Annotated in this window: 20 protein-coding genes and 1 tRNA gene; 10 read left to right on the top strand and 11 right to left on the bottom strand. The window is 40.3% G+C overall.

Translation table 11 applies throughout. The features are described from left to right. The first annotated feature begins 3 nt into the window (after positions 1-3). Complete coding sequence (locus CKW03_RS15870; RefSeq protein ID WP_093100204.1) at positions 4-1,974, top strand: M56 family metallopeptidase; 1,971 nt, start codon at positions 4-6, stop codon at positions 1,972-1,974. A gap of 95 nt (positions 1,975-2,069) precedes the next feature. Here the strand turns inward: CKW03_RS15870 and CKW03_RS15865 are convergent, their stop codons facing one another. The 4 genes from CKW03_RS15865 to pth all read right to left on the bottom strand — a co-directional run bounded on the left by CKW03_RS15865 (position 2,070) and on the right by pth (position 5,075). Continuing rightward, entirely contained in the window at positions 2,070-3,287 is a 1,218-nt protein-coding gene (locus CKW03_RS15865) for an IS4 family transposase (protein WP_095067887.1), read from the bottom strand. 160 nt (positions 3,288-3,447) lie between these two features. Beyond that, the gene (locus CKW03_RS15860) at positions 3,448-4,233 is read right to left on the bottom strand and encodes an SPFH domain-containing protein (RefSeq protein ID WP_093101668.1); all 786 of its coding nucleotides are present in this window, start codon (positions 4,231-4,233) and stop codon (positions 3,448-3,450) included. A 17-nt stretch (positions 4,234-4,250) separates the two neighbouring features. Beyond that, positions 4,251-4,433 carry a hypothetical protein gene (locus CKW03_RS15855; RefSeq protein WP_093101669.1) on the bottom strand — a complete coding sequence of 61 codons (183 nt, stop codon included), beginning with the start codon at positions 4,431-4,433 and terminating at the stop codon, positions 4,251-4,253. 78 nt (positions 4,434-4,511) lie between these two features. Further along, positions 4,512-5,075: an aminoacyl-tRNA hydrolase gene (pth, locus tag CKW03_RS15850; RefSeq protein WP_093101671.1), complete on the bottom strand. Its 564-nt coding sequence runs from the start codon at positions 5,073-5,075 to the stop codon at positions 4,512-4,514. A gap of 159 nt (positions 5,076-5,234) precedes the next feature. On the opposite strand from pth, the gene CKW03_RS15845 reads away from it, so the two are divergent. From CKW03_RS15845 to CKW03_RS15810, 8 genes are all read left to right on the top strand, one after another. After that, positions 5,235-6,215: a collagen-like protein gene (locus tag CKW03_RS15845; RefSeq protein ID WP_093101672.1), complete on the top strand. Its 981-nt coding sequence runs from the start codon at positions 5,235-5,237 to the stop codon at positions 6,213-6,215. Between the two features lie 236 nt (positions 6,216-6,451). Continuing rightward, complete coding sequence (gene azu / locus CKW03_RS15840) at positions 6,452-7,000, top strand: azurin (protein ID WP_093101674.1); 549 nt, start codon at positions 6,452-6,454, stop codon at positions 6,998-7,000. Positions 7,001-7,066: 66 nt separating this feature from the next. Further along, entirely contained in the window at positions 7,067-9,304 is a 2,238-nt protein-coding gene (locus CKW03_RS15835; protein ID WP_093101675.1) for a nitric-oxide reductase large subunit, read from the top strand. 4 nt (positions 9,305-9,308) lie between these two features. Next, on the top strand, positions 9,309-10,031 hold the full coding sequence (gene ric / locus CKW03_RS15830; RefSeq protein WP_093101677.1) for an iron-sulfur cluster repair di-iron protein: 723 nt from the start codon (positions 9,309-9,311) through the stop codon (positions 10,029-10,031). Positions 10,032-10,268: 237 nt separating this feature from the next. Then, complete coding sequence (locus tag CKW03_RS15825) at positions 10,269-11,486, top strand: IS4 family transposase (protein ID WP_095067897.1); 1,218 nt, start codon at positions 10,269-10,271, stop codon at positions 11,484-11,486. Between the two features lie 219 nt (positions 11,487-11,705). After that, on the top strand, positions 11,706-13,145 hold the full coding sequence (gene nirK, locus CKW03_RS15820; protein ID WP_093101365.1) for a copper-containing nitrite reductase: 1,440 nt from the start codon (positions 11,706-11,708) through the stop codon (positions 13,143-13,145). A gap of 49 nt (positions 13,146-13,194) precedes the next feature. Continuing rightward, positions 13,195-13,959, top strand: a complete 765-nt coding sequence (locus tag CKW03_RS15815; RefSeq protein WP_169919016.1) for a formylglycine-generating enzyme family protein — start codon at positions 13,195-13,197, stop codon at positions 13,957-13,959. An 8-nt stretch (positions 13,960-13,967) separates the two neighbouring features. Next, positions 13,968-14,582 carry an SCO family protein gene (locus tag CKW03_RS15810; RefSeq protein ID WP_197700943.1) on the top strand — a complete coding sequence of 205 codons (615 nt, stop codon included), beginning with the start codon at positions 13,968-13,970 and terminating at the stop codon, positions 14,580-14,582. An 86-nt stretch (positions 14,583-14,668) separates the two neighbouring features. Here CKW03_RS15810 and CKW03_RS15805 read toward each other — a convergent pair whose 3' ends face one another. From CKW03_RS15805 to CKW03_RS15765, 7 genes are all read right to left on the bottom strand, one after another. Beyond that, a complete protein-coding gene (locus CKW03_RS15805; RefSeq protein WP_093101371.1) occupies positions 14,669-15,265 on the bottom strand; it encodes a 50S ribosomal protein L25/general stress protein Ctc in 597 nt (198 codons plus the stop codon). Between the two features lie 173 nt (positions 15,266-15,438). Further along, positions 15,439-16,395, bottom strand: a complete 957-nt coding sequence (locus CKW03_RS15800) for a ribose-phosphate pyrophosphokinase (protein WP_093101373.1) — start codon at positions 16,393-16,395, stop codon at positions 15,439-15,441. Between the two features lie 202 nt (positions 16,396-16,597). Next, the gene (locus tag CKW03_RS15795; RefSeq protein WP_093101375.1) at positions 16,598-17,230 is read right to left on the bottom strand and encodes a response regulator; all 633 of its coding nucleotides are present in this window, start codon (positions 17,228-17,230) and stop codon (positions 16,598-16,600) included. Beyond that, the gene (locus CKW03_RS15790; RefSeq protein WP_093101377.1) at positions 17,223-18,755 is read right to left on the bottom strand and encodes a sensor histidine kinase; all 1,533 of its coding nucleotides are present in this window, start codon (positions 18,753-18,755) and stop codon (positions 17,223-17,225) included. Before CKW03_RS15790 ends, CKW03_RS15795 begins: the two co-directional genes overlap by 8 nt. Positions 18,756-19,006: 251 nt before the next feature. Continuing rightward, entirely contained in the window at positions 19,007-19,942 is a 936-nt protein-coding gene (locus CKW03_RS15785) for an ISAon1 family transposase (protein WP_197701031.1), read from the bottom strand. A 28-nt stretch (positions 19,943-19,970) separates the two neighbouring features. Continuing rightward, on the bottom strand, positions 19,971-20,336 hold the full coding sequence (locus CKW03_RS15780) for an ISAon1 family transposase N-terminal region protein (RefSeq protein ID WP_093101381.1): 366 nt from the start codon (positions 20,334-20,336) through the stop codon (positions 19,971-19,973). 854 nt (positions 20,337-21,190) lie between these two features. After that, positions 21,191-21,261 (bottom strand) — tRNA-Gln (locus CKW03_RS15765). Between the two features lie 264 nt (positions 21,262-21,525). Between CKW03_RS15765 and CKW03_RS15760 the strand changes: the two genes are divergently transcribed. After that, on the top strand, positions 21,526-24,549 hold the full coding sequence (locus CKW03_RS15760) for a glycosyltransferase family 117 protein (RefSeq protein WP_093101387.1): 3,024 nt from the start codon (positions 21,526-21,528) through the stop codon (positions 24,547-24,549). The last annotated feature ends 144 nt before the right edge of the window (positions 24,550-24,693 follow it).

The following is a 24,693-nucleotide window of genomic DNA, read 5'->3' as shown; positions in this document are numbered from 1 at the left end:
CTCATGGAAGCTCTACTGACCTATATCATCCAAGTAAACCTGCTACTGGCGTTAATCTTTCTAGGATATCAGTTCCTTTTGAAGAACCTTACTTTTTACCGCCTGAACAGGATTTATTTCCTCTTTGGCAGCCTCTATGCCTTTGTCTATCCATTCTTGGATATCAAGTCATGGTTTGCCAAGAGCATTACAATCCCGCAAGGGATAATTATGGAATATTTCCCAATACTAGAGGAAAGCAAGGTGGAAGCTTTTTATCTCGGTGATCTGATGGTCTATTTGGTAGCCATCGGAGGATTGGTCCTCCTGACCAAGTTGTTGATACAGCTCGGTAGCTTATTACGTATCCATTGGCATTCAAAGCCATCGCAGTGGCGCGATTTTATTTTCCGGAATGTCCTATTCCCGATTACCCCATTTTCTTTTTTCAACAAGATCTATCTGCACAAAGAACAGCACCAAGATCTGGAGCTATACGATATTTTCAAGCACGAACAGGTACATGTGAGAGGCCATCACAGCATCGATGTTCTGTGGTTTGAAATAGTGTTGTTGTGCTGTTGGTTTAATCCCTTCGTATGGTACATGCGCAAAGCCGTACGTCAAAATCTGGAATTCTTGACTGATCAACAAGTTCTGGATAAGGGTGTGGACCGACAGACCTATCAATACTCCTTGCTGAATGTCACCAAGCAGGGTGCTTCGGTCGGCATCAGCAATCAGTTTAATTTTAAAACCTTAAAAAAGCGCATTATGATGATGAACAAAAAAAGATCATCCAAACTGCAACTTGGAAAATATGTCTTCCTGTTGCCCATCTTGATCATTGCTGGAATCACCTTCACGGTAAACCAAGCTGAAGCTAAAATTGAAAAGGTGGTAGTCAAATTGAATGAAACAGACCTCAATCAACAAATCAAAGAAGTCATTATTCAGCAACCTAAAAAAGATACGACAGACCTTGATTCCATCAGGAACATTGATACCAAGGACTACGCAGACTATGTTCAAGCTGAGTCTGGTTCTAACCAAACTGGTAATCGTATTAAATCGGTCAATATTACCCGTTTGATTCATGCAGATCCGAATAAGCGTCCTTTAGTGATACTTGATGGCGAAAGAATGCCTAAGAACTTCAATATTGCGGTTGTTAATCCTAACTCTATTAAGAGTTTAGATATTCTAAAAGGTGCTGAAGGGAATAGCTATGGAGAGGAAGGAAAGCATGGCGTATTTATTATTGAGACGAAAAAAGATGCTGCTGGGCAAGGAGCATCGAGCTCAAATGAGCTTAGAGGAGAATTTATAGGAATGAGGGCGAATGCAACAATAAGTAAAGACTCCCTGCCAGTAAAAGTCCTTACCAAAGTCGAATTCAAAGAAATCCCAAAAGACACAAAAATTATCATTGATGAAAAAGAGTCCACTATTGAGGAGTATAAAAAATTGTCCCCAAATGAACTGGCGAATATTCACGTGATGAAGGGTTCCAATGGAGAGAAACCAACCATCAAGTTCACAACCTTAGAATTTGCAAGGAAAAATAATATTGGATCTACGTCTGTCCCCGGCAAACCTGCCTCCGAACCTAGAATCACCGTAAAGGGAGAACCAGGTTCAGAGCCTGCAAGAATAACGGTTAAAGGCCGAGCGATTACCGAAGCCGGAAACAATACATTTGAAGCTCAGTCAGACTCTGAGATAACGCATGTTTACATTGGCAAACCCGTTCATGGTCAAAATGGCACACCCGGAGCAGTGAGAGTTAGAGGATCATTATCTAAAGATGCACTAAAAGACAAGCTTATAGTCATCGATGGAAAAATCGCGAATAAGAAAGCTATCGACAAACTGGACTATAACGAAATTGAATACTATAACCAGCTGGATCCAAAAGGAGGCAAAGCCTTATATGGAAAAAAAGGTGAAAAGGGAGTGGTGATCATTGGGACAAAATCCAACAAATCGAAATAAAGATCTTTATTAAATATTTATTATTTACTAAATCAAATCAGGCAAGAAAGGCAACCCTAGGGCTAGTCATGGTCGGAAGAAATTCCGACCATTTTTTATGTTTTAAAAACTTTACCTGGGTCGCCTCCTGCAAATATGATTAGAATAGCAGTTATCATATCCCGGAGCTCCATGGCTATTCGTCTTTTAGCGGTTTTGTAGCCCACATTATTGGCTTTTTTGTAGATCAACAAAAGCATCGCTGCAATCATTGTCATATAGACCATCACTTCAATCCCGTTCTTGTTCATTGAAACCAGGTGACTTAGGTTGAGTTCCTGTTTCAGGAACCTGAAAAACACTTCAATGTCCCACCGCTTTCTGTAATAATCAGAAATTTCCTTGGCAGAGAGTTTAAATTCGTTGGTCAGAAACCAGAATTCTTTGTTCGTTTTTTGGTTCCTGATGACCACCAAACGGAATAAGGTTTCTACTTTCTCTTGCCGGTAATGCAGTTTGCCCCGTTTGTTCTGGACGGGGCTTCCAGTGTAAAGCTTTACCTTGCTGTCTTTCAGCACTTCCCAATCATCCCATTTGGGAGATTCTTTCTCGTCAAGAAATGATTCAATCTCTTCAAATTTTCTGTTATCTTTCGAACGAATGATGAATTTCACAGACCCTTCCTCAAATTCTTTCATTGACCGTGTTGATTGCAGGCCCCTGTCCATGACATAAACATTGCCGTGATGCTCTTCTTTTCTTACTTGTTTTAAAACAGCTTCCGGGAGTGCGGACTCTTCGGAAGAGTATTTCTGGCCTGTAAATACCTCTACTCCCGAAGGTAAGATGCCATCAAATGAAAAACTGAATTTCACTAATTTCTTGCCGCTTTTCTGGTCAATCCCCTCTTTTAACTTAGAGCAGGCATCGGCAACAATAGTGCTGTCAACTCGTATCAGGTTGTACTTGGCTATCTCCGTTTTATTATAAGATTTCGCAAGCCGCAAATACATCTGCTCATAGATTTCTTTGAAATAACTGGGGTCGATCTTGGAAAGTCTCTCGGAGATAGAACTCCTGCGAACTTTTTCTTCTTCCCCCAATCCAAACAGGGCCTTAAAGCCGCTGCTGTTAAAAGTGTCCTCAAGTGTCCTCTGGCTCAATCTATCGTTGTCAAAGACGCAGAATAAAAGCAGATAGAACATTTTCCTCCCATGGAGCACTTTACTATAGTGGTCAACATTGGTGGTCGCTGAAAGATGGCTTAAAAGCGCCTCGGGAATGAAATCCAGAACCTGACTAAGGGAAACTTTGTGGTCATTGAATACTGACATAAATGTTTGATTATCAGTATAAACATACAAAATTTAAACGACAAAAACAAGTTAATTATTTGATTATCAGGTAATTGTAAAATTATTTTTTGCACATATAAAAAACAAAAAAGTCGGAAGAAAATCTTCCGACCATGACTACCCTAGGGCTGCCTTTTTATTATTTCAATTCTTTAAAGATCACAGGGCTATTGCCATAGAGCGGGGTCGAGCCATCCCATTTTTCGATAAACTGCTGTTGTATGATCAATGGAGAAAGGGTTTGCTGTCTCAATTGGTTGGCCTTGGATTCCGCTTCCGCCTGAACAATCATTTTTCTGGCATCCGCTTCCACTACCTTCAGCTCATTTTCAGCTTGCTGAGCCTTCTGAATGGCCGCATTTTTAGCATTAATGGCTTGGGTGATCGATTCGGGATACTGTATTCCAGAAGTCAATTGCTCCAAGATAAAGCCTTCTCCTTGCAAAAACTTAATCATTTTATCTTGTACGCCATTTTCAAATTTCTCACGATTACTGATAATGGAATCCGTAGAATATTTGTTGAATTCAATTCTATATACATCCTTGATGTGGTTTACCAAGGTCATGTTCAATATCTCGTCCACTGGCCTTCTATATTTTGTAAAGATCTTAGGCGAACTACCGGTCAATACCCGCAGGGATAGGGTGGGATCAACGGTAAAGACCGATCCATCCTTGGCATTCACTGTAAAGTTTTGATAATTGACGGTCTGAACATAGGTCGGAAACTCGTAGATGGACTCGGTAATAGGATTATACCAAACCCTTCCGGTTACTAAACTCACGTCCTGAACGCCTTTCTCGGAACCATAGAGTTTAACCTTGATCCCTTCATAACCGGCGTCGATTCTTTCCGTGCAAATGATCCAAACAAGCAAAGCGATAATTAGGGTTGCCCCCACAGCAATAAGATTTCTTTTCATAAATAAAATTGGTTGGTCTATTTTTTCAAGATATACATAATGAACTTATATAGTATGGCAATCAGTAAAAGAGCCAAACAAACGCCCACAAATACATCCCAATCAGATGCCGCACTCAATAAATGAAATGCCTGCGTCGATCCCCAAATAAAGAAAACCAAGATGATCGGAATGGTAATAAATGGTCGTATTCTATCCATATATTATGTCTTGTAAATATGCTAATAATATACGAAAAAAATGCCTAAATCTTTAACCTATTCTGAGGCTTAACAGATTTATTTCGTGTTCAAGTTAGTCATGGTCAGCTCTATTCCGATATTAATGAAGCTGTTCACCATTTTTACGGAATGTTCAATCAGGGCAGGTAATTCTCGTTGTTCTTCATTGTCAAATGGCCCTAAGACATAATCTACCTGTCTTCCTTTGGGGTAATTGTCGCCGATGCCAAATCTTAAACGGGCATAATGTTGTCCGCCCACCGAGCCTTCAATGGATTTCAAACCATTGTGGCCAGCTGCAGATCCCTTAGGTTTGATCCGCAAAGACCCAAATGGAATTGCCAAGTCATCAACGATAACCAAGACATTCTGGATTGGAACTTTCAGTTCTTGCATCCAATAGTTAACGGCTTTGCCGCTTAGGTTCATAAAGGTGGTAGGTTTGATCACAAAAACGTTGTGACCTCTTTGCTTGTATTCGGTGTAATAGGCATGTTTCAGAGTCGACCATGTCGTACCGGCCTGGTTTGCCAGTTCGTCTGCAACCATAAAACCTATATTATGACGGGTATCAGCATACTCCCTTCCAATATTTCCTAATCCAACTATCAGATAATTCATGCCTGCAAAAATAGGATTTAATTATAACAGAATGAAAAAGAATAGTGGCTGGCCTAAAGGGGAGGTGTAGGATTAAAAATTCCTTAATTGAAATATAATATCCCAATATTAATTAATTATCCTAATTATTATATTTGTATATATCTAACTATTATTAACATGAAAAACAGAATACTTTTCTTCATTGTGGTATTCACCATAATGTTGGGCTGCTCTAAAGATGGAGAGCAAGGGCCAAAAGGCGATAAAGGTGATAAAGGAGAACAAGGTGATGTGGGTGTGAAAGGAGCTGATGGAACCAAGGTCCTTAGCGGAACTACAGCACCAGCAGCCAATCTTGGAAATATTGGTGATTATTATATTGACCTAGCACTTACTAATATTTATGGACCAAAAACAGCAAATTCATGGGGCAATCCTACCTCACTAAAAGGAGCGCAAGGGGAGAATGGGGAAAATGGAAAAGACGGATTGAGTTTGTTAAGTGGAAATGTAGCTCCAACCATGGACATTGGTAAAGTTGGGGACCTATATTTTAATTTATCAACCCTAACAATCCACGGACCTAAGAATCTTGATAATTGGGGTACATCATATCCCTTAGCCAGTACTCAAAATTCAGGCGTACATGTCTTCCTAATAAAAAATGTTAAGTTTTCATTACCTGCAAAAGAAGGGGAGGATTATAATCAGACCAAGCCCAATTTCTCTTATGTCAATAATGAAATTAACTTGGGAAATGTCAACATCAATAAAGGAATTAGCTTTATTTATTGGAGATACAATGATCCTATTCTTGACAATGGGGTATTCTACTCAAATTATTTCCGTTATCAATGGAATGACCTCGTAAAAAATGGGGACTATGTAAATTATGGTAGTCCCAGCATTAATTTAAAATACAGAATAGCCCCTTTTAAGGTAGGTTATAATACCGTCACTAAGAACAATTTTTTACAAGTGTTATTGGAAGGAAACGAAATCCTCTCCTCGGGACAACCAAATCCGGTTGAATTCAATGCCTTCCTTGCGAATGCCAATTTTGATATCCTTATCAAATATATTCCTGAGAGCTCTGCGGTTCAAATGCAAGCTTCTGGAAGAAATGTTCAAGAGCTCTTAAGGATAAATTCGAGATAATACTTTGTAGTTCAGTCAATAGAAAATACATCTTATTTAATTTAAACCTTCAGATTAATTCCTGAAGGTTTTTTAATTGTCCAAATCCTATCAAGGGAGGTTTCAAATGGCCTTTAATCCAGCCCCAAATGTTGATTTAAAGTAAAATATTACTAGCATCACTGAAAAATGTGACCGATGGAATTTTTTTCACGGTACAAAAAAGACAATTTTGTCTTAAATACAAAACACATTATATGAAAACTACCTTAAACATTGGGACTCTTGCATTATGCTCATGCTTATTTTTAGCTTCTTGTGGTAATTCAGAACAATCTAAATCCGAATCTACCGATCACAGTTCACATGCTACCGAAGCTCCAGCGACCGAAACTCCAACTCCTACAGCTGAGCCTGAAACCACTGCTGCCGCAACTTCAAATACCATTGTGGTAGAAAGCAACGATCAAATGCAGTTCAATGTAAATGAATTACATGTCAAAGCCGGTGAGCCAATCAGCCTTACATTAAAGCACGTTGGTACAATGAAAAAAGAAGTGATGGGACATAACTTGGTTGTTTTGAAACCAGGTACTGACCTAATCAAATTCGGAGAAGAGGCAATAAAGGCACAAGCTACAGACTATGTTCCTGCATCAACAGAGGTACTAGCCCATACCAAATTAATTGGGGGTGGCGAAGAAACCAAAATCGACTTTACCCTAGAAAGCCCAGGAACCTATGATTTTATCTGTTCATTCCCTGGACACCTTGCGGTAATGAAAGGAAAGATCATAGCCGAATAGTTTGAAACAAATTTTTGGTGGTCCCCTAAATAGGGGCCCATCTTATCATGCTAAAGCCTTTAAAGAATGAAAAGAGAGAAAAAATTATGGTGGGCCTTTATCCTAGTGGTAGTATTGTCATTTTCAGTACTGCTATACTACGGTTATGAGATCTACCAAGTTTCCCCGCCAATTCCAGAAAAAATCGTCGATGAATCTGGAGAACTTATTTTTACCGAACAAGATATTAAAAATGGACAGAATATTTGGCAAAGTATAGGAGGTCAAGAAGTAGGATCTATTTGGGGGCATGGTGCTTATGTCGCTCCAGATTGGACTGCAGATTGGCTGCACCGCGAAGCCTTACATATCCTGGATATCTATTCAAAAAACGAATTTTCTAAACCATATAATGAAATAGGCGAAGATCAACAGGCTATGTTGGCAACCCGCTTGAAATCAAAAATCAGAAAAAACACCTTCGACGCTGCTAGCAATACCATTACCATTGATGCTGATCGGGTTTCAGCTATCAAAGCGCTGTCGGAGTATTACAAGGGCTTATTTACCAATGATCCCAAATTCGACCAATTGAGAAAGGATTATGCTATTCCTGTGAATTCGATTAAAGATGAAGCAAGGATGCATAAGATGAATGCCTTTTTCTTCTGGGCTACCTGGGCTACCGTGACCGAAAGACCCGACTCCAAGGTTTCGTATACCCATAACTGGCCCAATGAGAAATTGGTCGGCAATGAAATGACCATGGACCTACTGGCTTGGTCCGGGGTAAGTATCATCTTATTGATCTTTTGTGTGGGTGCGTTGGTGTTATGGCAGGTTAGGGCAGGTGCTGAAGACGAACTGCTTTATCCTGCTGAAGATCCCTTGTTGAGACAAGGAGTGACCCCATCCATGAAATTAGTAAAGAAATACTTCTGGGTGGTCAGTCTCTTGATGCTGGTGCAGGTCGGCTTAGGAATAGTCACGGCGCACTACGGAGTGGAAGGGGATGGGCTTTATGGAATTCCTATCGATCAATTCCTTCCTTATTCTGTAACCCGTACTTGGCACACCCAATTAGCTATCTTCTGGATCGCTACAGCCTGGTTGGCTACCGGTCTCTATATAGCTCCGGCGGTTTCCGGAAAAGACCCTAAATTCCAGGTCTTTGGAGTGAACTTCCTCTTTATCGCGCTATTGATCATCGTGGTGGGTTCTATGGTGGGCCAATGGTATGGCGTGATGCAAAAACTAGATTTAGTCCAAAACTTCTGGTTTGGCCATCAAGGTTATGAATACGTGGATCTAGGAAGATTCTGGCAGATTTTCCTTTTCATTGGGCTCTTTGTTTGGTTGGCATTAATGGTGAGACCATTGATCCCCATCCTGAAAAACGGAGGCGAAGAAAAGAACCTGATCGTGATGTTCCTTATTTCCTGTTCAGCCATTGCGCTTTTCTATGGTGCAGGATTGATGTGGGGCAGACAGACCAATTTGGCTATCGCGGAATACTGGCGATGGTGGGTAGTGCATTTATGGGTAGAAGGATTCTTCGAAGTATTTGCCACCGTGGTTATGGCCTTCCTGTTCGTGCGATTAGGCTTATTGAAACCAAAGAGTGCAACATCCAGCGTGTTGTTCTCCACCATCATATTCTTGTCGGGCGGTATCCTAGGTACATTCCACCACTTATATTTCTCAGGGACTCCAACTGCAGTTATGGCCTTGGGTGCTACATTCAGTGCCTTGGAAGTTGTTCCATTGACCATTATCGGATTTGAAGCTTATCACAACTATAAGATTTCGAAAGCCACCAAATGGTTAGAGGATTACAAATGGCCGATCTATTTTCTGATTTCCGTAGCATTCTGGAACTTCCTTGGGGCAGGAGTATTTGGGTTTATCATCAATCCTCCAATTGCACTTTATTTTGTGCAAGGCCTGAATACAACACCATTGCATGGTCACACTGCGTTGTTCGGAGTATACGGGATGCTAGGAATCGGATTGATGCTCTTTGTTCTGCGCAGCTTGTACCGCGATGTCAAATGGAACGATAAACTGATCAAGGTCGGTTTCTGGAGCTTAAATATTGGATTGCTCGGAATGGCTATGTTGAGCTTATTACCTGTCGGGATCTGGCAGGCTATCGAAAGCATAGGCCAGGGGATGTGGTATGCCCGTTCTGCCGAATTGATGCAAGAACCAGGAATGGTGTTCCTAAAATGGATGCGTACGCCTGGAGATATTGTATTCGCCATCGGGGTATTTGCATGTGCCTGGTTTGTATTTGATTTAACACTTAAAAATAAAAAACAATAAAATCATGGAAAACTTAATAAATGAAAAAATCGGTAATGTAGTAGCTAAGAATTTCAAGACTGCTGCTGTATTTACCAAATATGGAATGGATTTCTGCTGTGGTGGACAAGTTGCCATTGGAACTGTTGCTGATAAAAAAGGCATCAATAAGGAAAGCCTATTGGATGACCTAAACAATGTATTGAATGAATCTGCAGGCGAGCAAATCGATTTCAATTCATGGCCTTCTGATTTATTGGTGTCCTATATAGTAAAAACCCATCATAGATATGTGCGCGAAAAAACGCCGGTATTAATGGCTTATATCAATAAGGTAGCTCGAGTACATGGCGAAAGACATCCAGAACTTTATGAAATCAATAAATTGTTTGAAGAAAGCGCATTGGATCTTGGTCATCACATGGAAAAAGAAGAAAAGATTTTGTTCCCATACATTGAGAAATTAGAGGAAACCAAATCAAATCCAGCAGCCTATGTTCAACCGGGTTTTGGTTCTGTTCAGAATCCAATCAGTATGATGATCCATGAACATGAAACCGAAGGCGGACGCTTTGCGAAAATTGCCGAATTATCCGACAATTATACCGCACCTGAAGACGCATGCAATACTTACCGCGTGGCATTTGATATGCTTCGCGATTTTGAACAAGATTTGCATAAACATATACACTTAGAAAACAATATCCTATTTCCCAAATCTATCCGATTAGAGGAAAATACGAAATAAGAATTCTCCATAAATTTTGACTCAATTTTTGCGCCAGCAAAAATCCTTAAACACCGTTGAATAAATTTTTTATTGAAAAAAGAGGCTCTCCCAAAGTAGTCATGGTCGGAAGATTTTCTTCCGACTTTTTTGTTTTTTATATGTGCAAAAAATAATTTTACAATTACCTGATAATCAAATAATTAACTTGTTTTTGTCGTTTAAATTTTGTATGTTTATACTGATAATCAAACATTTATGTCAGTATTCAATGACCACAAAGTTTCCCTTAGTCAGGTTCTGGATTTCATTCCCGAGGCGCTTTTAAGCCATCTTTCAGCGACCACCAATGTTGACCACTATAGTAAAGTGCTCCATGGGAGGAAAATGTTCTATCTGCTTTTATTCTGCGTCTTTGACAACGATAGATTGAGCCAGAGGACACTTGAGGACACTTTTAACAGCAGCGGCTTTAAGGCCCTGTTTGGATTGGGGGAAGAAGAAAAAGTTCGCAGGAGTTCTATCTCCGAGAGACTTTCCAAGATCGACCCCAGTTATTTCAAAGAAATCTATGAGCAGATGTATTTGCGGCTTGCGAAATCTTATAATAAAACGGAGATAGCCAAGTACAACCTGATACGAGTTGACAGCACTATTGTTGCCGATGCCTGCTCTAAGTTAAAAGAGGGGATTGACCAGAAAAGCGGCAAGAAATTAGTGAAATTCAGTTTTTCATTTGATGGCATCTTACCTTCGGGAGTAGAGGTATTTACAGGCCAGAAATACTCTTCCGAAGAGTCCGCACTCCCGGAAGCTGTTTTAAAACAAGTAAGAAAAGAAGAGCATCACGGCAATGTTTATGTCATGGACAGGGGCCTGCAATCAACACGGTCAATGAAAGAATTTGAGGAAGGGTCTGTGAAATTCATCATTCGTTCGAAAGATAACAGAAAATTTGAAGAGATTGAATCATTTCTTGACGAGAAAGAATCTCCCAAATGGGATGATTGGGAAGTGCTGAAAGACAGCAAGGTAAAGCTTTACACTGGAAGCCCCGTCCAGAACAAACGGGGCAAACTGCATTACCGGCAAGAGAAAGTAGAAACCTTATTCCGTTTGGTGGTCATCAGGAACCAAAAAAAGAACAAAGAATTCTGGTTTCTGACCAACGAATTTAAACTCTCTGCCAAGGAAATTTCTGATTATTACAGAAAGCGGTGGGACATTGAAGTGTTTTTCAGGTTCCTGAAACAGGAACTCAACCTAAGTCACCTGGTTTCAATGAACAAGAACGGGATTGAAGTGATGGTCTATATGACAATGATTGCAGCGATGCTTTTGTTGATCTACAAAAAAGCCAATAATCTGGGCTACAAAACCGCTAAAAGACGAATAGCCATGGAGCTCCGGGATATGATAACTGCTATTCTAATCATATTTGCAGGAGGCGACCCAGGTAAAGTTTTTAAAACATAAAAAATGGTCGGAATTTCTTCCGACCATGACTACTCCCAAAGCCTCTTTTTTTCATTATTAGCCCACATTTTCCAAGGCATGATAATCATCATCTAGTTTGTCATAAAAATGTAATGAAGGCCACTTTTTTGTATGGTTGGTGTCATTTAAAAACACTCGGATTTCCAGTATTTTTAATTAGTAAGAAAGAGGAGAATTATTAAAAAATAATGCTGAAACATGAAAAACAAAATTACTTTATTTAGTATGCTGTTGGGGGTTGCAGTGGCATTTACCGCTTGCAAGCATTCCGCAGAAAATAAACAGATTGATACGAGCAAGATTCCAGTGAAAGGAGAAATCGTAGCTGAGCTGACTTCACCACCTTTAGTGCCAAAACCTATCGGTAAAAGAGATGCAGCAAAACTAAAAGTTAGCCTAGAAATTTTAGAGTTGGAAGGTGAAATGGTCGATGGTGTTAAATATACCTACTGGACATTTGGAGGTTCTGTCCCTGGCCAATTTATTAGGGCCAGAGTAGGGGATGAAGTTGACTTTTTACTCAAGAACCACCCTGATAATAAATTGCCGCATAATATTGACTTACATGCCGTAACAGGTCCTGGGGGTGGTGCTGAATCATCATTGGTTGCGCCTGGACACGAGGTTTCATTCTCTTTTAAATGTTTGAATCCAGGTCTTTATGTCTATCACTGTGCTACCGCTCCGGTGGGGATGCACATTGCCAATGGGATGTACGGCTTGATCTTGGTAGAACCTGAAGGCGGATTAGCGCCTGTGGATAAGGAATACTATGTGATGCAAGGTGACTTCTATACCGAAGGTTCCTATGGTGAACAAGGCTTACAAGCATTTGATATGAACAAAGCGATCAAAGAAGAAGCAGATTATGTAGTATTCAATGGTAATGTAAATGCATTGGTCAATGATAATGCACTTCAAGCCAAAGTGGGTGAAACTATCCGTCTCTTTGTGGGGAATGGTGGACCGAACTTGGTGTCTTCTTTCCATGTCATCGGCGAGATCTTTGATAAGGTGCATGTAGAAGGCGGTGACCTGATCAACAATAATATACAGACTACCCTTATACCTGCGGGCGGAGCAGCCATCGTAGAGTTTAAAGTAGATGTTCCAGGTACCTTGGTGATGGTGGACCACTCCATTTTCAGAGCCTTTAACAAAGGTGCATTGGGTATGTTGAAAGTGGAAGGGGAAGAAAACCACCAAATCTATTCAGGTAAAATTATGGAAGGGATCTATCTGCCTGAAGGAGGTACCATCCAACACATGCCTAAAATGGCTAAGAAAAAACCTATTATCGCAAAAACGCCAGATCAATCCATCGCTGATGGTAAATCAGTCTTTGCAAGGACCTGTTTGGCTTGTCACCAGAGTGAAGGACAAGGGATTAAAGGGGTATTCCCTCCATTGGCAAAATCTGATTTCTTGAATAACAACAAAGAGAAAGCCATTGATGCAGTCTTGTTTGGCTTGAAAGGCGAGATTACCGTAAATGGGGAAAAATATAACTCAGTGATGCCTGGACAGTCTCTGACTGACCAAGAAGTTGCAGATGTATTGAACTATGTGTATAACAATTGGGGAAATAATAAAACTTTCGTGACTCCTATCAATGTTAGGGATCGTCGCGCAAAATAATACAGCTTGGGGGGTGCATAGCTGTGCTCCCCAAACTTATGGAGATTAGATGATGTGGAAAATATTTAGCTACTTATTGTATTGTTTACTCAGCTGTCAAGCCTTATATGCTCAAGACATGGTCCTGATCAAAAAGGGCAACTATGTCCCCTTATATGGTACGGCGGATAAACGACCGGTTTCAGTGAATTCATTCTATCTGGATGTGTTCCCTGTCACCAATCAAGAATACCTAGAATTTTTAAAGACGAACAAGTCCTATAGCAAATCGCAAATCAAAAAATTGTTTGCCGACAAAAGCTATTTGGCTTATTGGAAGTCTGATCTTGATTATGCTCCGGCCAAGGCTAAAGCCCCAGTGACTAATGTTTCTTGGTATGCCGCTAAAAAATACTGTGAAAGTAAAGGAAAGAGATTGCCGACCATGGATGAATGGGAATATGTAGCGATGTCGGATGCGAAAACAATGGATGCCAGGACCAAGAAATCCTATAATCAATATATCCTAAGTTGGTATGAGACAGCTAAGACTTATAACAATGAAGTTGGGAGTACCTTTAAGAACTATTGGGGGGTATATGATATGCATGGATTGGTCTGGGAATGGACCTCAGATTTTAACAGTATTTTCTTGACTGGCGAATCCAGAAAAGATAAAGGTGAAGATGGAAACCTGTTCTGTGGAGGGGCTTCCGTGAATGCCTCAGACCTGATGAATTATGCTGCTTTCATGCGTTATGCTTTTCGTGGCAGTATGAAAGCTTCTTATAGCAGTAGGAACCTAGGGTTCCGCTGTGCTAGAGATATTAAATAAAGAATGTTATGATGAAGAATTTATTATTGACCTTGTTTGCGTTAGGACTTTTGGCTCAAGCTTGCCAAAATCCTGAAACGAGCACCCAGGTAGAGCTCAAGCAGCCTATCTTGACTGATTCTCTTTCTGATCTCTCGGTTTATAATCTTCCCTCGCATTGGACCAACCAGAATGGGGAAGAAATGGAACTGAAAGATCTAAAAGGCAATGTGGTGGTCGCGGTCATGATCTATACTTCTTGCAAGGCCGCTTGTCCAAGATTGGTCGCCGATATGCGCCATATCGAAAAAACCGTGAAATCCAAAAACAAGGACAAGATCAAATTCTTATTGGTCAGCATTGATCCCAAGGTCGATACCCCTGAAAGGCTGAAGCAATTTGCTATCGAAAATGAAATGGATAGCGAGCAATGGATATTCCTTAGATCGAATGAAGAAGATACTCGAGAGTTTGCTGCGACCTTAGCTGTGAATTATAAGCAGATATCACCGATCGATTTCTCGCATTCCAATATCATCAGCTTATTCAATGCCCAGGGCGAATTGGTTTACCAACAGGAGGGGTTAGGAGTCGATTATGGTCCAACCATTGAAGCCATAGAAAAGGAAGCTTCCCAGATGTAGAAACATTTAACTCTTATATATTTAGTTTGAACAAAGAAGGCATCGAAATTTCGATGCCTTCAATTTTTTTATACTGTGCTAGTAAATTATTTTTTACCACCTTTAGCAGCTTTAGCAGCTTCTTGCTCCGCTTGACGAAGAGCACGTGACATAGTAACGGAAACGATAGTATCGTCAGCGTTGTTTAATACTTTAGCATCAGTTAAAGTTACTTGACCTACGCGGAAAGATTTACCCACTTCAAGACCTTCCATAGGAACCTCGATATCTTGAGGTAAGCTGTTAGGAAGAGCTTTAACGCGAAGTTTACGTAATTTTTGAACTAATTTACCACCCATTTTAACACCTGGAGAAGTACCTACCAATTTGATTGGAATGTTCACAGAAACTTCTTTGTCATCAAATAATTGTAAGAAGTCTACGTGAGTAACTTCGTCAGTTAATGGATGGAATTGAGCTTCTTGAACGATAGCTTTTGATTTTTTGCCACCGATTTCCAATTCTACGAAGATAACTTCTGGAGTGTAAAGAACTGGTTTCAAATCAGCTGCGGATACCGAGAAATGTGTTTGTTCTTTACCACCGTAAAGAACTGCAGGGATTTTTCCCTCGTAACGCAATTCCTTAGCATCTCTTTTCCCTACGTTCTGTCTTGCAGAACCGCTAATAGCAATTGATTTCATGTTTTAATATATTAAAATTTGAGGTGCAAAGATAATCATTAAAATGAATTGCTGAAAGAATTTTTGACCCTATTGCAAAAATAAATTGCTGTTACTCTGCCAACTAAATCCCAATAATGCAGAAAGGATACTCTTTTGAAGTACCCTTTCGCTTGTTTTATTTGAATAATGGTTTATTTTACGTCGAATAAATCCGAAATAGAACCATGTTCATTGACATTCTTAATTGCGTTTGCAAATAGATCTGCAGTAGAAAGAACCTTGATTTTAGTGCATTGAGCAGCTTTCTCTGGGTTCAATTGAATGGTGTCCGTCACAATCATTTCTGATAATACAGAGTTTTCAATGGTTTCATAAGCTTTACCTGATAATACAGCATGTGTACATACCGCACGAACGGATCTTGCACCATTCTCCATAATCAAGGCAGCCGCTTTGGAAAGCGTACCTGCTGTGTCACAGATATCATCGATCAATACCACATCCTGTCCTGTAACATCACCGATAATCGACATCGACTCGATTTCATTTGCACGTTTTCTGCGTTTATCACAGATAACAACCTCAGCATTGAAGAATTTCGCAAATGTACGTGCTCTGTATGAACCACCCATATCTGGAGAAGCGATCATCAAGTTTTCCAATTTCAAGGATTTGATATATGGAACGAAGATAATGGCACCATCCAAGTGATCAACCGGGATGTCAAAGAATCCTTGGATCTGAGCAGCATGCAAATCCATCGTCATGATGCGGTGTGCACCCGCAGCAGTGATTAGGTTAGCGATCATTTTTGCTCCAATTGCAACACGAGGTTTGTCCTTACGATCTTGACGTGCATACCCAAAATAAGGGACAACTACCGTGATGTAATGCGCTGAAGCACGCTTAGCCGCATCGATCATCAACAATAACTCTAATAGATTGTCAGTGGGTTGATTGGTAGATTGAATTAAGAACACATCACTTCCACGAACGGACTCGTTGTAGAAAGGTTGAATTTCGCCGTCAGAAAACTTCGACAAAGTCATGTCTCCTAGGGGTTTTCCGTAAGATTTTGAAATCTTGTCTGCTAGTTCTAAAGTTCCTGATCCAGCAAATAATTTTACGGTGTTAAATTGCAAAGGCATGGTGAAATGATTTATTGGGGTTTTTTATATTGATATTTCGATTTCTGCAGCATTTTAAAGCTTCTTTTGAGCCTGTTAACTTTATGTAGCCGCAAAGTTAGATAAATGTTTCAGATTATAAAATATGAATGCCGATGTGTCCACATTATTGCTGCCAATTAGGCTCTCTTTTTTTATTGATGATGCATTTGTAATCAATAAATTATATCATCTTGTTTTCAATGAGTAACACCAATAGCTCACTGCTGTTTTTGACATTGAATTTCTGGAGGAGATTCTTACGGTAGGTGTCCACCGTAAATTTGCTCAAGGATAGTTCAGTTGCAATTTTACTGGTGGTTTTTCCCTTGGCCAGCAACTGGATCAATTGCTTTTCCCTTTTGGTAAGCGAGGGTAAGCTCTGCGTCTGCTTGGATTGGCTAGCCAAAATGTTTTTGACCTCAGCACTCAAGGCCGTTTCTCCCTTGACGACTTGATCCAAACCCTCCATGATTTCGTGTGAAGGAACCTCTTTGAGTAGAAATCCAGATGCCCCATTTTCAAGCATCATGGAGATCACGTTATATTCCGCTTGATTGCTTAGGCCAACGACCTTGGTCCTCGGGCTTTCTGTCTTTATTTTTTTGCAGACCTCCAGTCCATTGATATCTGGCAATGAGATATCCAACAAGACAATATCTATATGATTATCATGCAAGTAGTTTAAAATAGAAAGGCCATTAGAAAAGCAGATTAAATCATACTGCCCATTCCACTTGGACAAGACAGATTTGAGTCCCTCAATTACGATAGGGTGATCATCGACTAGTGCTAGTGTTTTCCTTCCTTCAGACATTGAGTTCAATATTAACTGTTGTCCCTTCAGAAATCGTGGAATCCATTTCAAAGATTCCCTGCATCAAGTCGATCCTTCGCCTGATATTATTAATTCCCATCCCCATGTTGTTCTTCAATATCTCTTTGTCAAATCCTTTGCCATTATCTTCAAGTACGATAAAAAATTTATTTTCTGCCTGGCTGCACTGAACCAATATCTTACTCGCCTGACCATGCCGGATACTATTGGTCAGCAATTCTTGGATGATCCGATAGATATTGAGCTGTTTGTCTTTGGAGATGCTGGGTTGTATACTAAAGGAATGGTATTCCACTTGCAGATAATCGGTAGCCAAAGATGCACACAGATCTTTTAGTGCTATATCCAGTCCAGACTGGACTAGGGTGCCAGGCATTAGGTTTCTCGAAATTCCTCGGAGATCTGAAATCGAGTTTTCCAATTGCTTATTGATCTCCTTCATCAAATCCGGGCTACTGTTTGCCGAATCCATGGATAGTTTATACTTTATTGCCGAAAGTGTTCCGCCCAACCCATCATGTAATTCCTGGGCAATTCGATGTCTTTCGTTTTCCTCGGCATGCATAACTGCCTGCGCTACCTCAATTTTATTCTGCTGTTCCAGCATATTGAGCTTTATTTTTCCCGTTCGGCGGTTGTTCTGAAATACATAGATCAAGAAAAGAACAAGTAATAAGAGGATAAAGCTGCCTACCGCTATCAAGCTGTGTATTAGCTGTTGGTTTTTGTGGATTAAGCTGATCTGCTCATTATCAGACTTGAGCTGGTTGATCTGCCTTTCTTTCTGGGAAAGTTGCAATCTTTTTTCCATGGCATTGATTTCCCTCCGGGAATCCTCGTTATAGACCGAGTCCCGGATCTGGAAAGCGAGCTGGGCATAGCGATATGCAGAAGGATAATCATGAAGTTTTTCATAGACCTCCGCCAGTTTGGAATATCGTATTACTGTATTAATCGCAGATTTGTAGGGTTCGTATTGCATCCCTTGGTAGAGGGCCTCTTTTGCGAGATTAAATTTATTGCTGCCGAAATAAGCTTTGTACAGTTGGAAGTAAAGAGCATTGATTTTATAGGTATGCGAATCAGCAACATTCTCCCTTTTTGCATCTTCAATTGCAGGTAACAATAATTCCTTTGCCGCTAGAAACTCCTTGGATTCATTGAGTTGATTGGATTTGACGGCAATGAAATCATAGAAAAGACTGTTTTCCCTGATTTCCATGGCGATAGGTTCTGCTCTGTCAATAAACATTTTTGCAGAGTCCAGTTTTTGTAAGAAAAGAAAATTCCGGGCGGTATTCACGAGTATTTCTAAATGGTCTGCCTGATCTACGGGTGGATGCGCCTCCATGGTCTTTAATCCTTTATGGAAATAAAAAGATGCAGTCTGGTAATCCTGGTTATTCATCAGCAGCATCCCGATTTCCCCAAGATAGAGCGCTGTCTGTCCATAATCCTGTGCTTTTCGGGACAACGGTATGCTATGTTCACTCAGGATTTCCATAAACTTCTTTGGTTCCCCCAAAAATTGATATTGAACCCCGATGTTATGCCAAGATTTCGCTTGAAAAGAAAGGCTTTCCCTGCCCTCTACTTTTTCAAAGCACTCAATGGCGTATTGATATTCCCGAATAGCGAGTTCAGAATCTAGGTAGAAATAGATTCCTGCGAAATAATGATGGTATAAACCTTTGAGGAATTTATTGTTTCTTATTAGTTTTCTCCCGGATTCGGATCAGTTTCAAAACCTGTGGACTAAGCAAATAATTTAGTCAATCTAAAGAGAAAAAAGTTGATATCTCCGACACCCCTGAACTGACTTCTGAAAGCTTTTATCTTGGCATTGAACGATTCTGCCGAAGCATTGGTGCTCTTGTTGTCAAAGTAGTTCAATATCTTTTTATAGTGGAGGTTTATGGTTCGAGAAACAGTGTTGAATGACTTGAAGCCAGCCTTTTCTACTTTTTCAGCCCATTTAGCCAACCTGGTAAAGGCATAGACCTTGTCAATGGTCGTATTGAATATCCAGGACAGCTCTTGTGACAACCTGTAAGCCTTTTCAATATCGGGGTACCGGACGAAAAGCAATGCAGCCCTTTCCCTTTGATCTACAGTCCATTTATGCTCACTTTTGTAGAGCAGATAGCGACTCCTGGCCAACATCTGTTTTATGGTGTCCCCATTGGACAATACCTCCGGTAGATAGGATTCTTTAGCTCTCCTGGCAGCATCGATGGCTTGGTTTTCTTCATCTATCGCCTGCCAGCGGTGCTTGATCCTTATTTCTTGAAGCGCCTCGGTGGCCAGTTGCTGGACATGGAAGCGGTCAATTACCTGGACAGCATTGGGAAAACATTTCTTTGCAATTAGCCCCATATTACCCGCCAGGTCAAGAGTTATTTCTTGAACTCTATTGCATAGTCTTTTCGGGATCTTTTGTAGGATGGGAATGATGTTCTCTGATTTTGTGCCGCTCAGTATAGCTACAATGGTCCCTTTTTTGCCACGGGCTCTTTTGTTGGTGACAACGGTATAGAGTTCTCCATGAGAGAGGCAGGTCTCGTCAATAGAAAGATGGCTGCTGACATTCTGTGGGAAGATCAAACCTTCTCTTGCATTCTCTCGATGTTCCCAATCCTGAAAACCACTGAGCTTATTTCTATAATATCTCCTTAGTTTACTGGCCGAAATGCCGTAGAACGAACTGATGGTCTGGATGCTATGAGCCTGGTTGTCCGCTGATACCTTTTAAAAAAGCCGCGAAATCCTGTGTAATACGCGTCCCTTTTGCTACTAATTCCCAATTCCTGTAAACTACTTTATCGGTACCCTGATTGAGCCATCTGCGGCGTTTCACATGTAGGTAAACTTGCTGACCGCGAATAGGAAAATCCTGCAGGGTAATAGGCTCAAAGAAACCTTTGGAGATCAGCTTATTCTTTTGAAACTCTTCAGGAATGACATTCATCTCTTCTAGGAAGATATCCAACCGACTCTCACCTTGGGAATAGTGGGTCATCTCAAAATAATCGGAAACTCCTTCAGGAATGATAAGGGGCATTAGGGCTTTAAATGAATCGTGCATCTATCTATAAGTTCAAAGCACAAATATCTAATTATTTTTTGTCCCCTCCACAACTTTTGTACATGATCCCCGGATTCTAGGTAGGACTTGGAGAGAGTCGTGTCTTGGTAGAAATAATCTGAGAGCAGAAAGCTAGCTCGAGCCTTTATACTATCATTTTTTCCGTTTTTTTGGAGATTGATTAAGCTATCTACAATAGGATTTTGACTCAGCGATTGCTGCCCAAATAAGCCAATGCTGAAATGAAGAAAAAGGAATAGGTAGAAGCTTTTTTTCATGTAAGTAGCAAAAGTCAAATATGCTTATTTAACTTGCATTAAAAAATACCTAATAATAGGAGGGTATAGATCGCTATTGCATTAAAATAACCATTTATTAAGTCTTTGACCTGTCTTCATTTCAATAAATTTTGCAAAATAGCAGGTTTGAATTTAACCATATTCGAGATTCATTCGGAATTTTCGCAATATGTTCAAAAGAATATCCAATTCCTCCTCGAAGCTGTCCTAATTTAACTTCAATAGAAAGCAAGAAAGGGTTAAGGAAATTGTTATATCGATCCAGTAGATTTCTGTTATTGGTTTCGATATCTCTCCTAGCATTTTCTAGGCTTTTCCCGAATATGTCTCGAATGAGACTCGAATGAAAGTAAGTTGATTGTTGCTTCTTTTCGGGATCTGTTCTGAATTTAAATCCAAGGAGTATGAAACGAATGATTTGCTGGAAAAGCCGAAGACCAAAGTTTTTGGAATCGCTGGATTTAGGCAAGTTCCAATATTTTTTGGGCTGACCATTAGTAGGATTCCAATATAACCAAAAAAGGCTCGAAACATTGTTTCAAGCCTTTTTTTGAGTTGCCCAACCTGGATTCGAACCAAGACAAACGGCACCAAAAACCGTCGTACTACCATTATACTATTGGGCAAACTTTTGTGGTTTTGTCATCGGGTTGTTCCCTTTTGACGATGCAAATATACGTCGAGTTTTCTATTCTGCAAATAAAAAAGTGCGTTAATTATTAAATATACTGATTTTCAAGCCGATATTTTTTCACTTTATCTTTCATTAGACCGTCGGTAGCTAAGATTATGGGATTTTGCTACTAGAAAATAGAAACTATTTGTCTAATTATAATTTGTATTCCTTATTTTCGAAGCATAATTTTTAGAAAACCCTTCTATATTTTAGTATGAACTATAAAAAAATCAATAACCTGTTAGGATGGGTAGTGGGTATTATTGCCACACTGACTTACATTTTGACGCTTGAAAAGACAACAAGCTGGTGGGATACAGGTGAATTTATTGCTTCGGCGTACAAGTTGCAAATTGTGCACCAGCCGGGGGCGCCCTTATTTTTAATGATCCAAAACTTGTTCTCCAACCTTGCGATGGGAGATAACTCTCGCATTGCTTATTGGATGAATGTGGGTTCTGCCGTTTGTAGTGGTTTGACCATTACCTTTTTGTTCTGGACCATTACCGCACTTGCAAAGAAAGCTTATGTGAGCCTTTCTTCGAAAGAGGAAATCTCCGAAGGTAATTTGATCAAGATCATGGGGGCAGGGGTTGTCGGTGCATTGGCTTATACCTTTTCGGATACCTTCTGGTTTTCGGCAGTTGAGTCTGAAGTATACGCAATGTCTTCATTATGTACTGCGGTTGTATTTTGGGCCATACTAAAATGGGAAGCAAAGGCTGATGAACCTGGGGCAGACCGTTGGTTAATCTTGATTGCCTATGTGATGGGTTTATCCATTGGCGTCCACTTATTGAACTTATTGGTGATTCCAGCGATTGCCTTGGTAATCTATTTCAGAAGAACATCGAAAGTAACAGGAGGTGGGATAGCAAAAGCTCTGATCATCGGTGTCATCGTATTAGCGGTGGTATTATGGGGTGTTATCCAGTATTTGATCAAATTTGCAGCCTTCTCTGACCTGTTTTTCGTGAACAGTTTAGGTATGGGATTTGGCACAGGTGCCACTTTCTTCTCCCTGTTGGTTGCGGGTCTATTGCTTTTTGGAATCTGGTATTCATGGAAAAACGTGAAGCCAATCTTGAATATATCGCTATTGAGTTTAGCATTCGTGATCTTTGGATATAGTTCATTTACCATGATCTTGGTAAGGGCAAAAGCAAACCCAACCTTGAACAACTCTGATCCTGACAACGTATTTACTTTCTTAAGTTACCTAAACCGTGAGCAATATGGTGATGAGCCTTTATTAAAAGGAAGATACTTTGATGCAAAACCAACTGATGTTTTTGAAACAGGAAACATCTACCGTAAGGATGGTAACAAATATGTCGTAGCTAAGAAAAAATTCGATTATACCTGGAGCCACAGTACGCTGTTTCCACGTATCTATTCCGATAAACACGAGTCCTATTATAGAGAATTCTTGAATTTAGGTCCCGATGAAGTGCCTACCATGGTCGATAACTTGAAGTTCTTCTTCGGTTACCAGATAGGGCAGATGTACAGTCGCTACTTTATGTGGAACTTTGTAGGTCGCCAAAATGACCAACAAGGGCAAGGTTCCTTTACTGAAGGAAACTGGATCTCGGGTATTAAGCCGATCGATAATGTAAGATTGGGAGGTCAATATGCACTTCCAACCTCAGAATTAGAAAATGCAGGTAGAAATACCTATTTCTTCCTTCCATTGATATTAGGGATCTTAGGAGCCATGTGGCAGTTCAAGAAACAGCAACGTGATGCTTCTGTAGTAACTTTATTGTTCTTCTTTACAGGTCTTGCCATTGTGCTGTACCTGAACCAAACCCCATTGCAGCCGCGTGAACGGGATTATGCTTATGCTGGTTCCTTCTACGCATTCTGTATTTGGGTTGGGATGGGTGTAATATGGATTGCAGATTTACTATCGAAGAAAGTCAATGCGAAAAATGCTGCCATCGGAGCAACAGCTGTTTCCTTACTTGCAGGACCAGTTCTTTTGGCAAGCCAAAACTGGGATGACCATGACCGTTCCGAGAAATTCTTGGCTCGTGATATGGCAAAGAATTATTTGGAATCATGTGCGCCAAATGCCATTCTATTCAGTTATGGTGATAACGATACCTATCCTTTATGGTACGTGCAAGAAGTTGAAGGTTTCCGTACCGACGTACGTGTGGTAAACTTAAGTTTACTGAGTGCAGATTGGTACATGAAGCAAATGATGCACAAGGTGAACGATGCTGATGCATTGCCATTGAACATCGATCCAGAGAAAATCAAGGATGGTGTGCGCGATGTGATTTACTTCAGTGACATGAATATCCCTGGATATGTAGATGTAGAAGACCTATTGCAGATCATGCTTTCGGATGATCAGCAATATAAGGTTCAATTGCAAAGCGGAGATTGGGCGAATATCCTTCCAACCAAGAAAATGCAGTTGAAGGTTGATAAACAAGCTGTAATAGCAAACAAAGTGGTTCCTAAAGAGTGGGAAGATGCCATCGTTGATACGATGCAATGGAATTACAGTGGAGGAATTGTAAGTAGAGCGGATCTTTCGATCATGGCGCTATTGGCCAACAACGGTTGGAAACGTCCTATTTATTTTACTTCTACTACTCCAGAAGAGAATATGATTGGTTTAGAGAAGTTCTTGGTTTCAGAAGGATTTGCGATGCGCTTGATGCCTGTGGCATTAGCTGCCGAAGGTGAGGTTACAGGACCGATTACCGATGTGGAAGGAACCTACAATAATATCATCAATAAGTTCACTTGGGGTAATATTGCCAATTCTAATTACTTAGATCCAGATTCTTACCGTTATATCAGTATGTATGCTGGTAATATCTTTGGTGAGACAGCTCAAAACCTATTATCAATGGGCAAGAATACCGAGGCTAAGAAATTGGTTAACAATGCTTACGAAAACTTACCTAAGCGTGCGTACTTGATGTCAGAGGTGTTCTCTTATACAACCTTGATCGATGCCATGTACAAAACTGGAGAGGTGGAAAAAGCGAATGAAATCGTGAAGAGAAACTTGAAATTCCTTCGCGAAAACATGGCTTATTACATGAACATCGCAGAAACTAAGCCTAATCTTGAATTTAGAAATATGCGTTTCGGTTTGGCTGCCATCCAGAATTACCAAAGGGTATTGACGGATGCCAAACAACAAGATCTTTTGAAAGAAGTTAATCAGATCTTTGAAACCTATAGACCATTATACGAAGCAGCAAGTCAATAAGATTTTTTGTTTTGAATTGAAAAAGGGTTGTCAGGAATGGCAACCCTTTTTTTTGTGTGTGGGGGATTGAATTCGGGTTCAAATATAGTTCAGCGGGCGAATTCAATTCGCCCCTACACTGCCTATTACCAATCTAGGGTTTTT

This window comes from Sphingobacterium mizutaii, assembly GCF_900187125.1.
Taxonomy (GTDB): Bacteria; Bacteroidota; Bacteroidia; order Sphingobacteriales; family Sphingobacteriaceae; genus Sphingobacterium; species Sphingobacterium mizutaii.
The sequence above is the reverse complement of the archived record's forward strand: the minus strand, read 5'-3'. Positions and strand labels throughout refer to the sequence as shown.

Excerpts from the sequence above, each read along its gene's own strand:
- CKW03_RS15870 (WP_093100204.1), top strand. The coding sequence starts at position 4 with ATGGAAGCTCTACTGACCTATATCATCCAAGTAAACCTGCTACTGGCG.
- CKW03_RS15865 (WP_095067887.1), bottom strand. The coding sequence starts at position 3,287 with ATGTCAGTATTCAATGACCACAAAGTTTCCCTTAGTCAGGTTCTGGAT.
- CKW03_RS15860 (WP_093101668.1), bottom strand. The coding sequence starts at position 4,233 with ATGAAAAGAAATCTTATTGCTGTGGGGGCAACCCTAATTATCGCTTTG.
- CKW03_RS15855 (WP_093101669.1), bottom strand. The coding sequence starts at position 4,433 with ATGGATAGAATACGACCATTTATTACCATTCCGATCATCTTGGTTTTC.
- pth (WP_093101671.1), bottom strand. The coding sequence starts at position 5,075 with ATGAATTATCTGATAGTTGGATTAGGAAATATTGGAAGGGAGTATGCT.
- CKW03_RS15845 (WP_093101672.1), top strand. The coding sequence starts at position 5,235 with ATGAAAAACAGAATACTTTTCTTCATTGTGGTATTCACCATAATGTTG.
- azu (WP_093101674.1), top strand. The coding sequence starts at position 6,452 with ATGAAAACTACCTTAAACATTGGGACTCTTGCATTATGCTCATGCTTA.
- CKW03_RS15835 (WP_093101675.1), top strand. The coding sequence starts at position 7,067 with ATGAAAAGAGAGAAAAAATTATGGTGGGCCTTTATCCTAGTGGTAGTA.
- ric (WP_093101677.1), top strand. The coding sequence starts at position 9,309 with ATGGAAAACTTAATAAATGAAAAAATCGGTAATGTAGTAGCTAAGAAT.
- CKW03_RS15825 (WP_095067897.1), top strand. The coding sequence starts at position 10,269 with ATGTCAGTATTCAATGACCACAAAGTTTCCCTTAGTCAGGTTCTGGAT.
- nirK (WP_093101365.1), top strand. The coding sequence starts at position 11,706 with ATGAAAAACAAAATTACTTTATTTAGTATGCTGTTGGGGGTTGCAGTG.
- CKW03_RS15815 (WP_169919016.1), top strand. The coding sequence starts at position 13,195 with ATGATGTGGAAAATATTTAGCTACTTATTGTATTGTTTACTCAGCTGT.
- CKW03_RS15810 (WP_197700943.1), top strand. The coding sequence starts at position 13,968 with ATGATGAAGAATTTATTATTGACCTTGTTTGCGTTAGGACTTTTGGCT.
- CKW03_RS15805 (WP_093101371.1), bottom strand. The coding sequence starts at position 15,265 with ATGAAATCAATTGCTATTAGCGGTTCTGCAAGACAGAACGTAGGGAAA.
- CKW03_RS15800 (WP_093101373.1), bottom strand. The coding sequence starts at position 16,395 with ATGCCTTTGCAATTTAACACCGTAAAATTATTTGCTGGATCAGGAACT.
- CKW03_RS15795 (WP_093101375.1), bottom strand. The coding sequence starts at position 17,230 with ATGTCTGAAGGAAGGAAAACACTAGCACTAGTCGATGATCACCCTATC.
- CKW03_RS15790 (WP_093101377.1), bottom strand. The coding sequence starts at position 18,755 with ATGGAAATCCTGAGTGAACATAGCATACCGTTGTCCCGAAAAGCACAG.
- CKW03_RS15780 (WP_093101381.1), bottom strand. The coding sequence starts at position 20,336 with ATGCACGATTCATTTAAAGCCCTAATGCCCCTTATCATTCCTGAAGGA.
- CKW03_RS15760 (WP_093101387.1), top strand. The coding sequence starts at position 21,526 with ATGAACTATAAAAAAATCAATAACCTGTTAGGATGGGTAGTGGGTATT.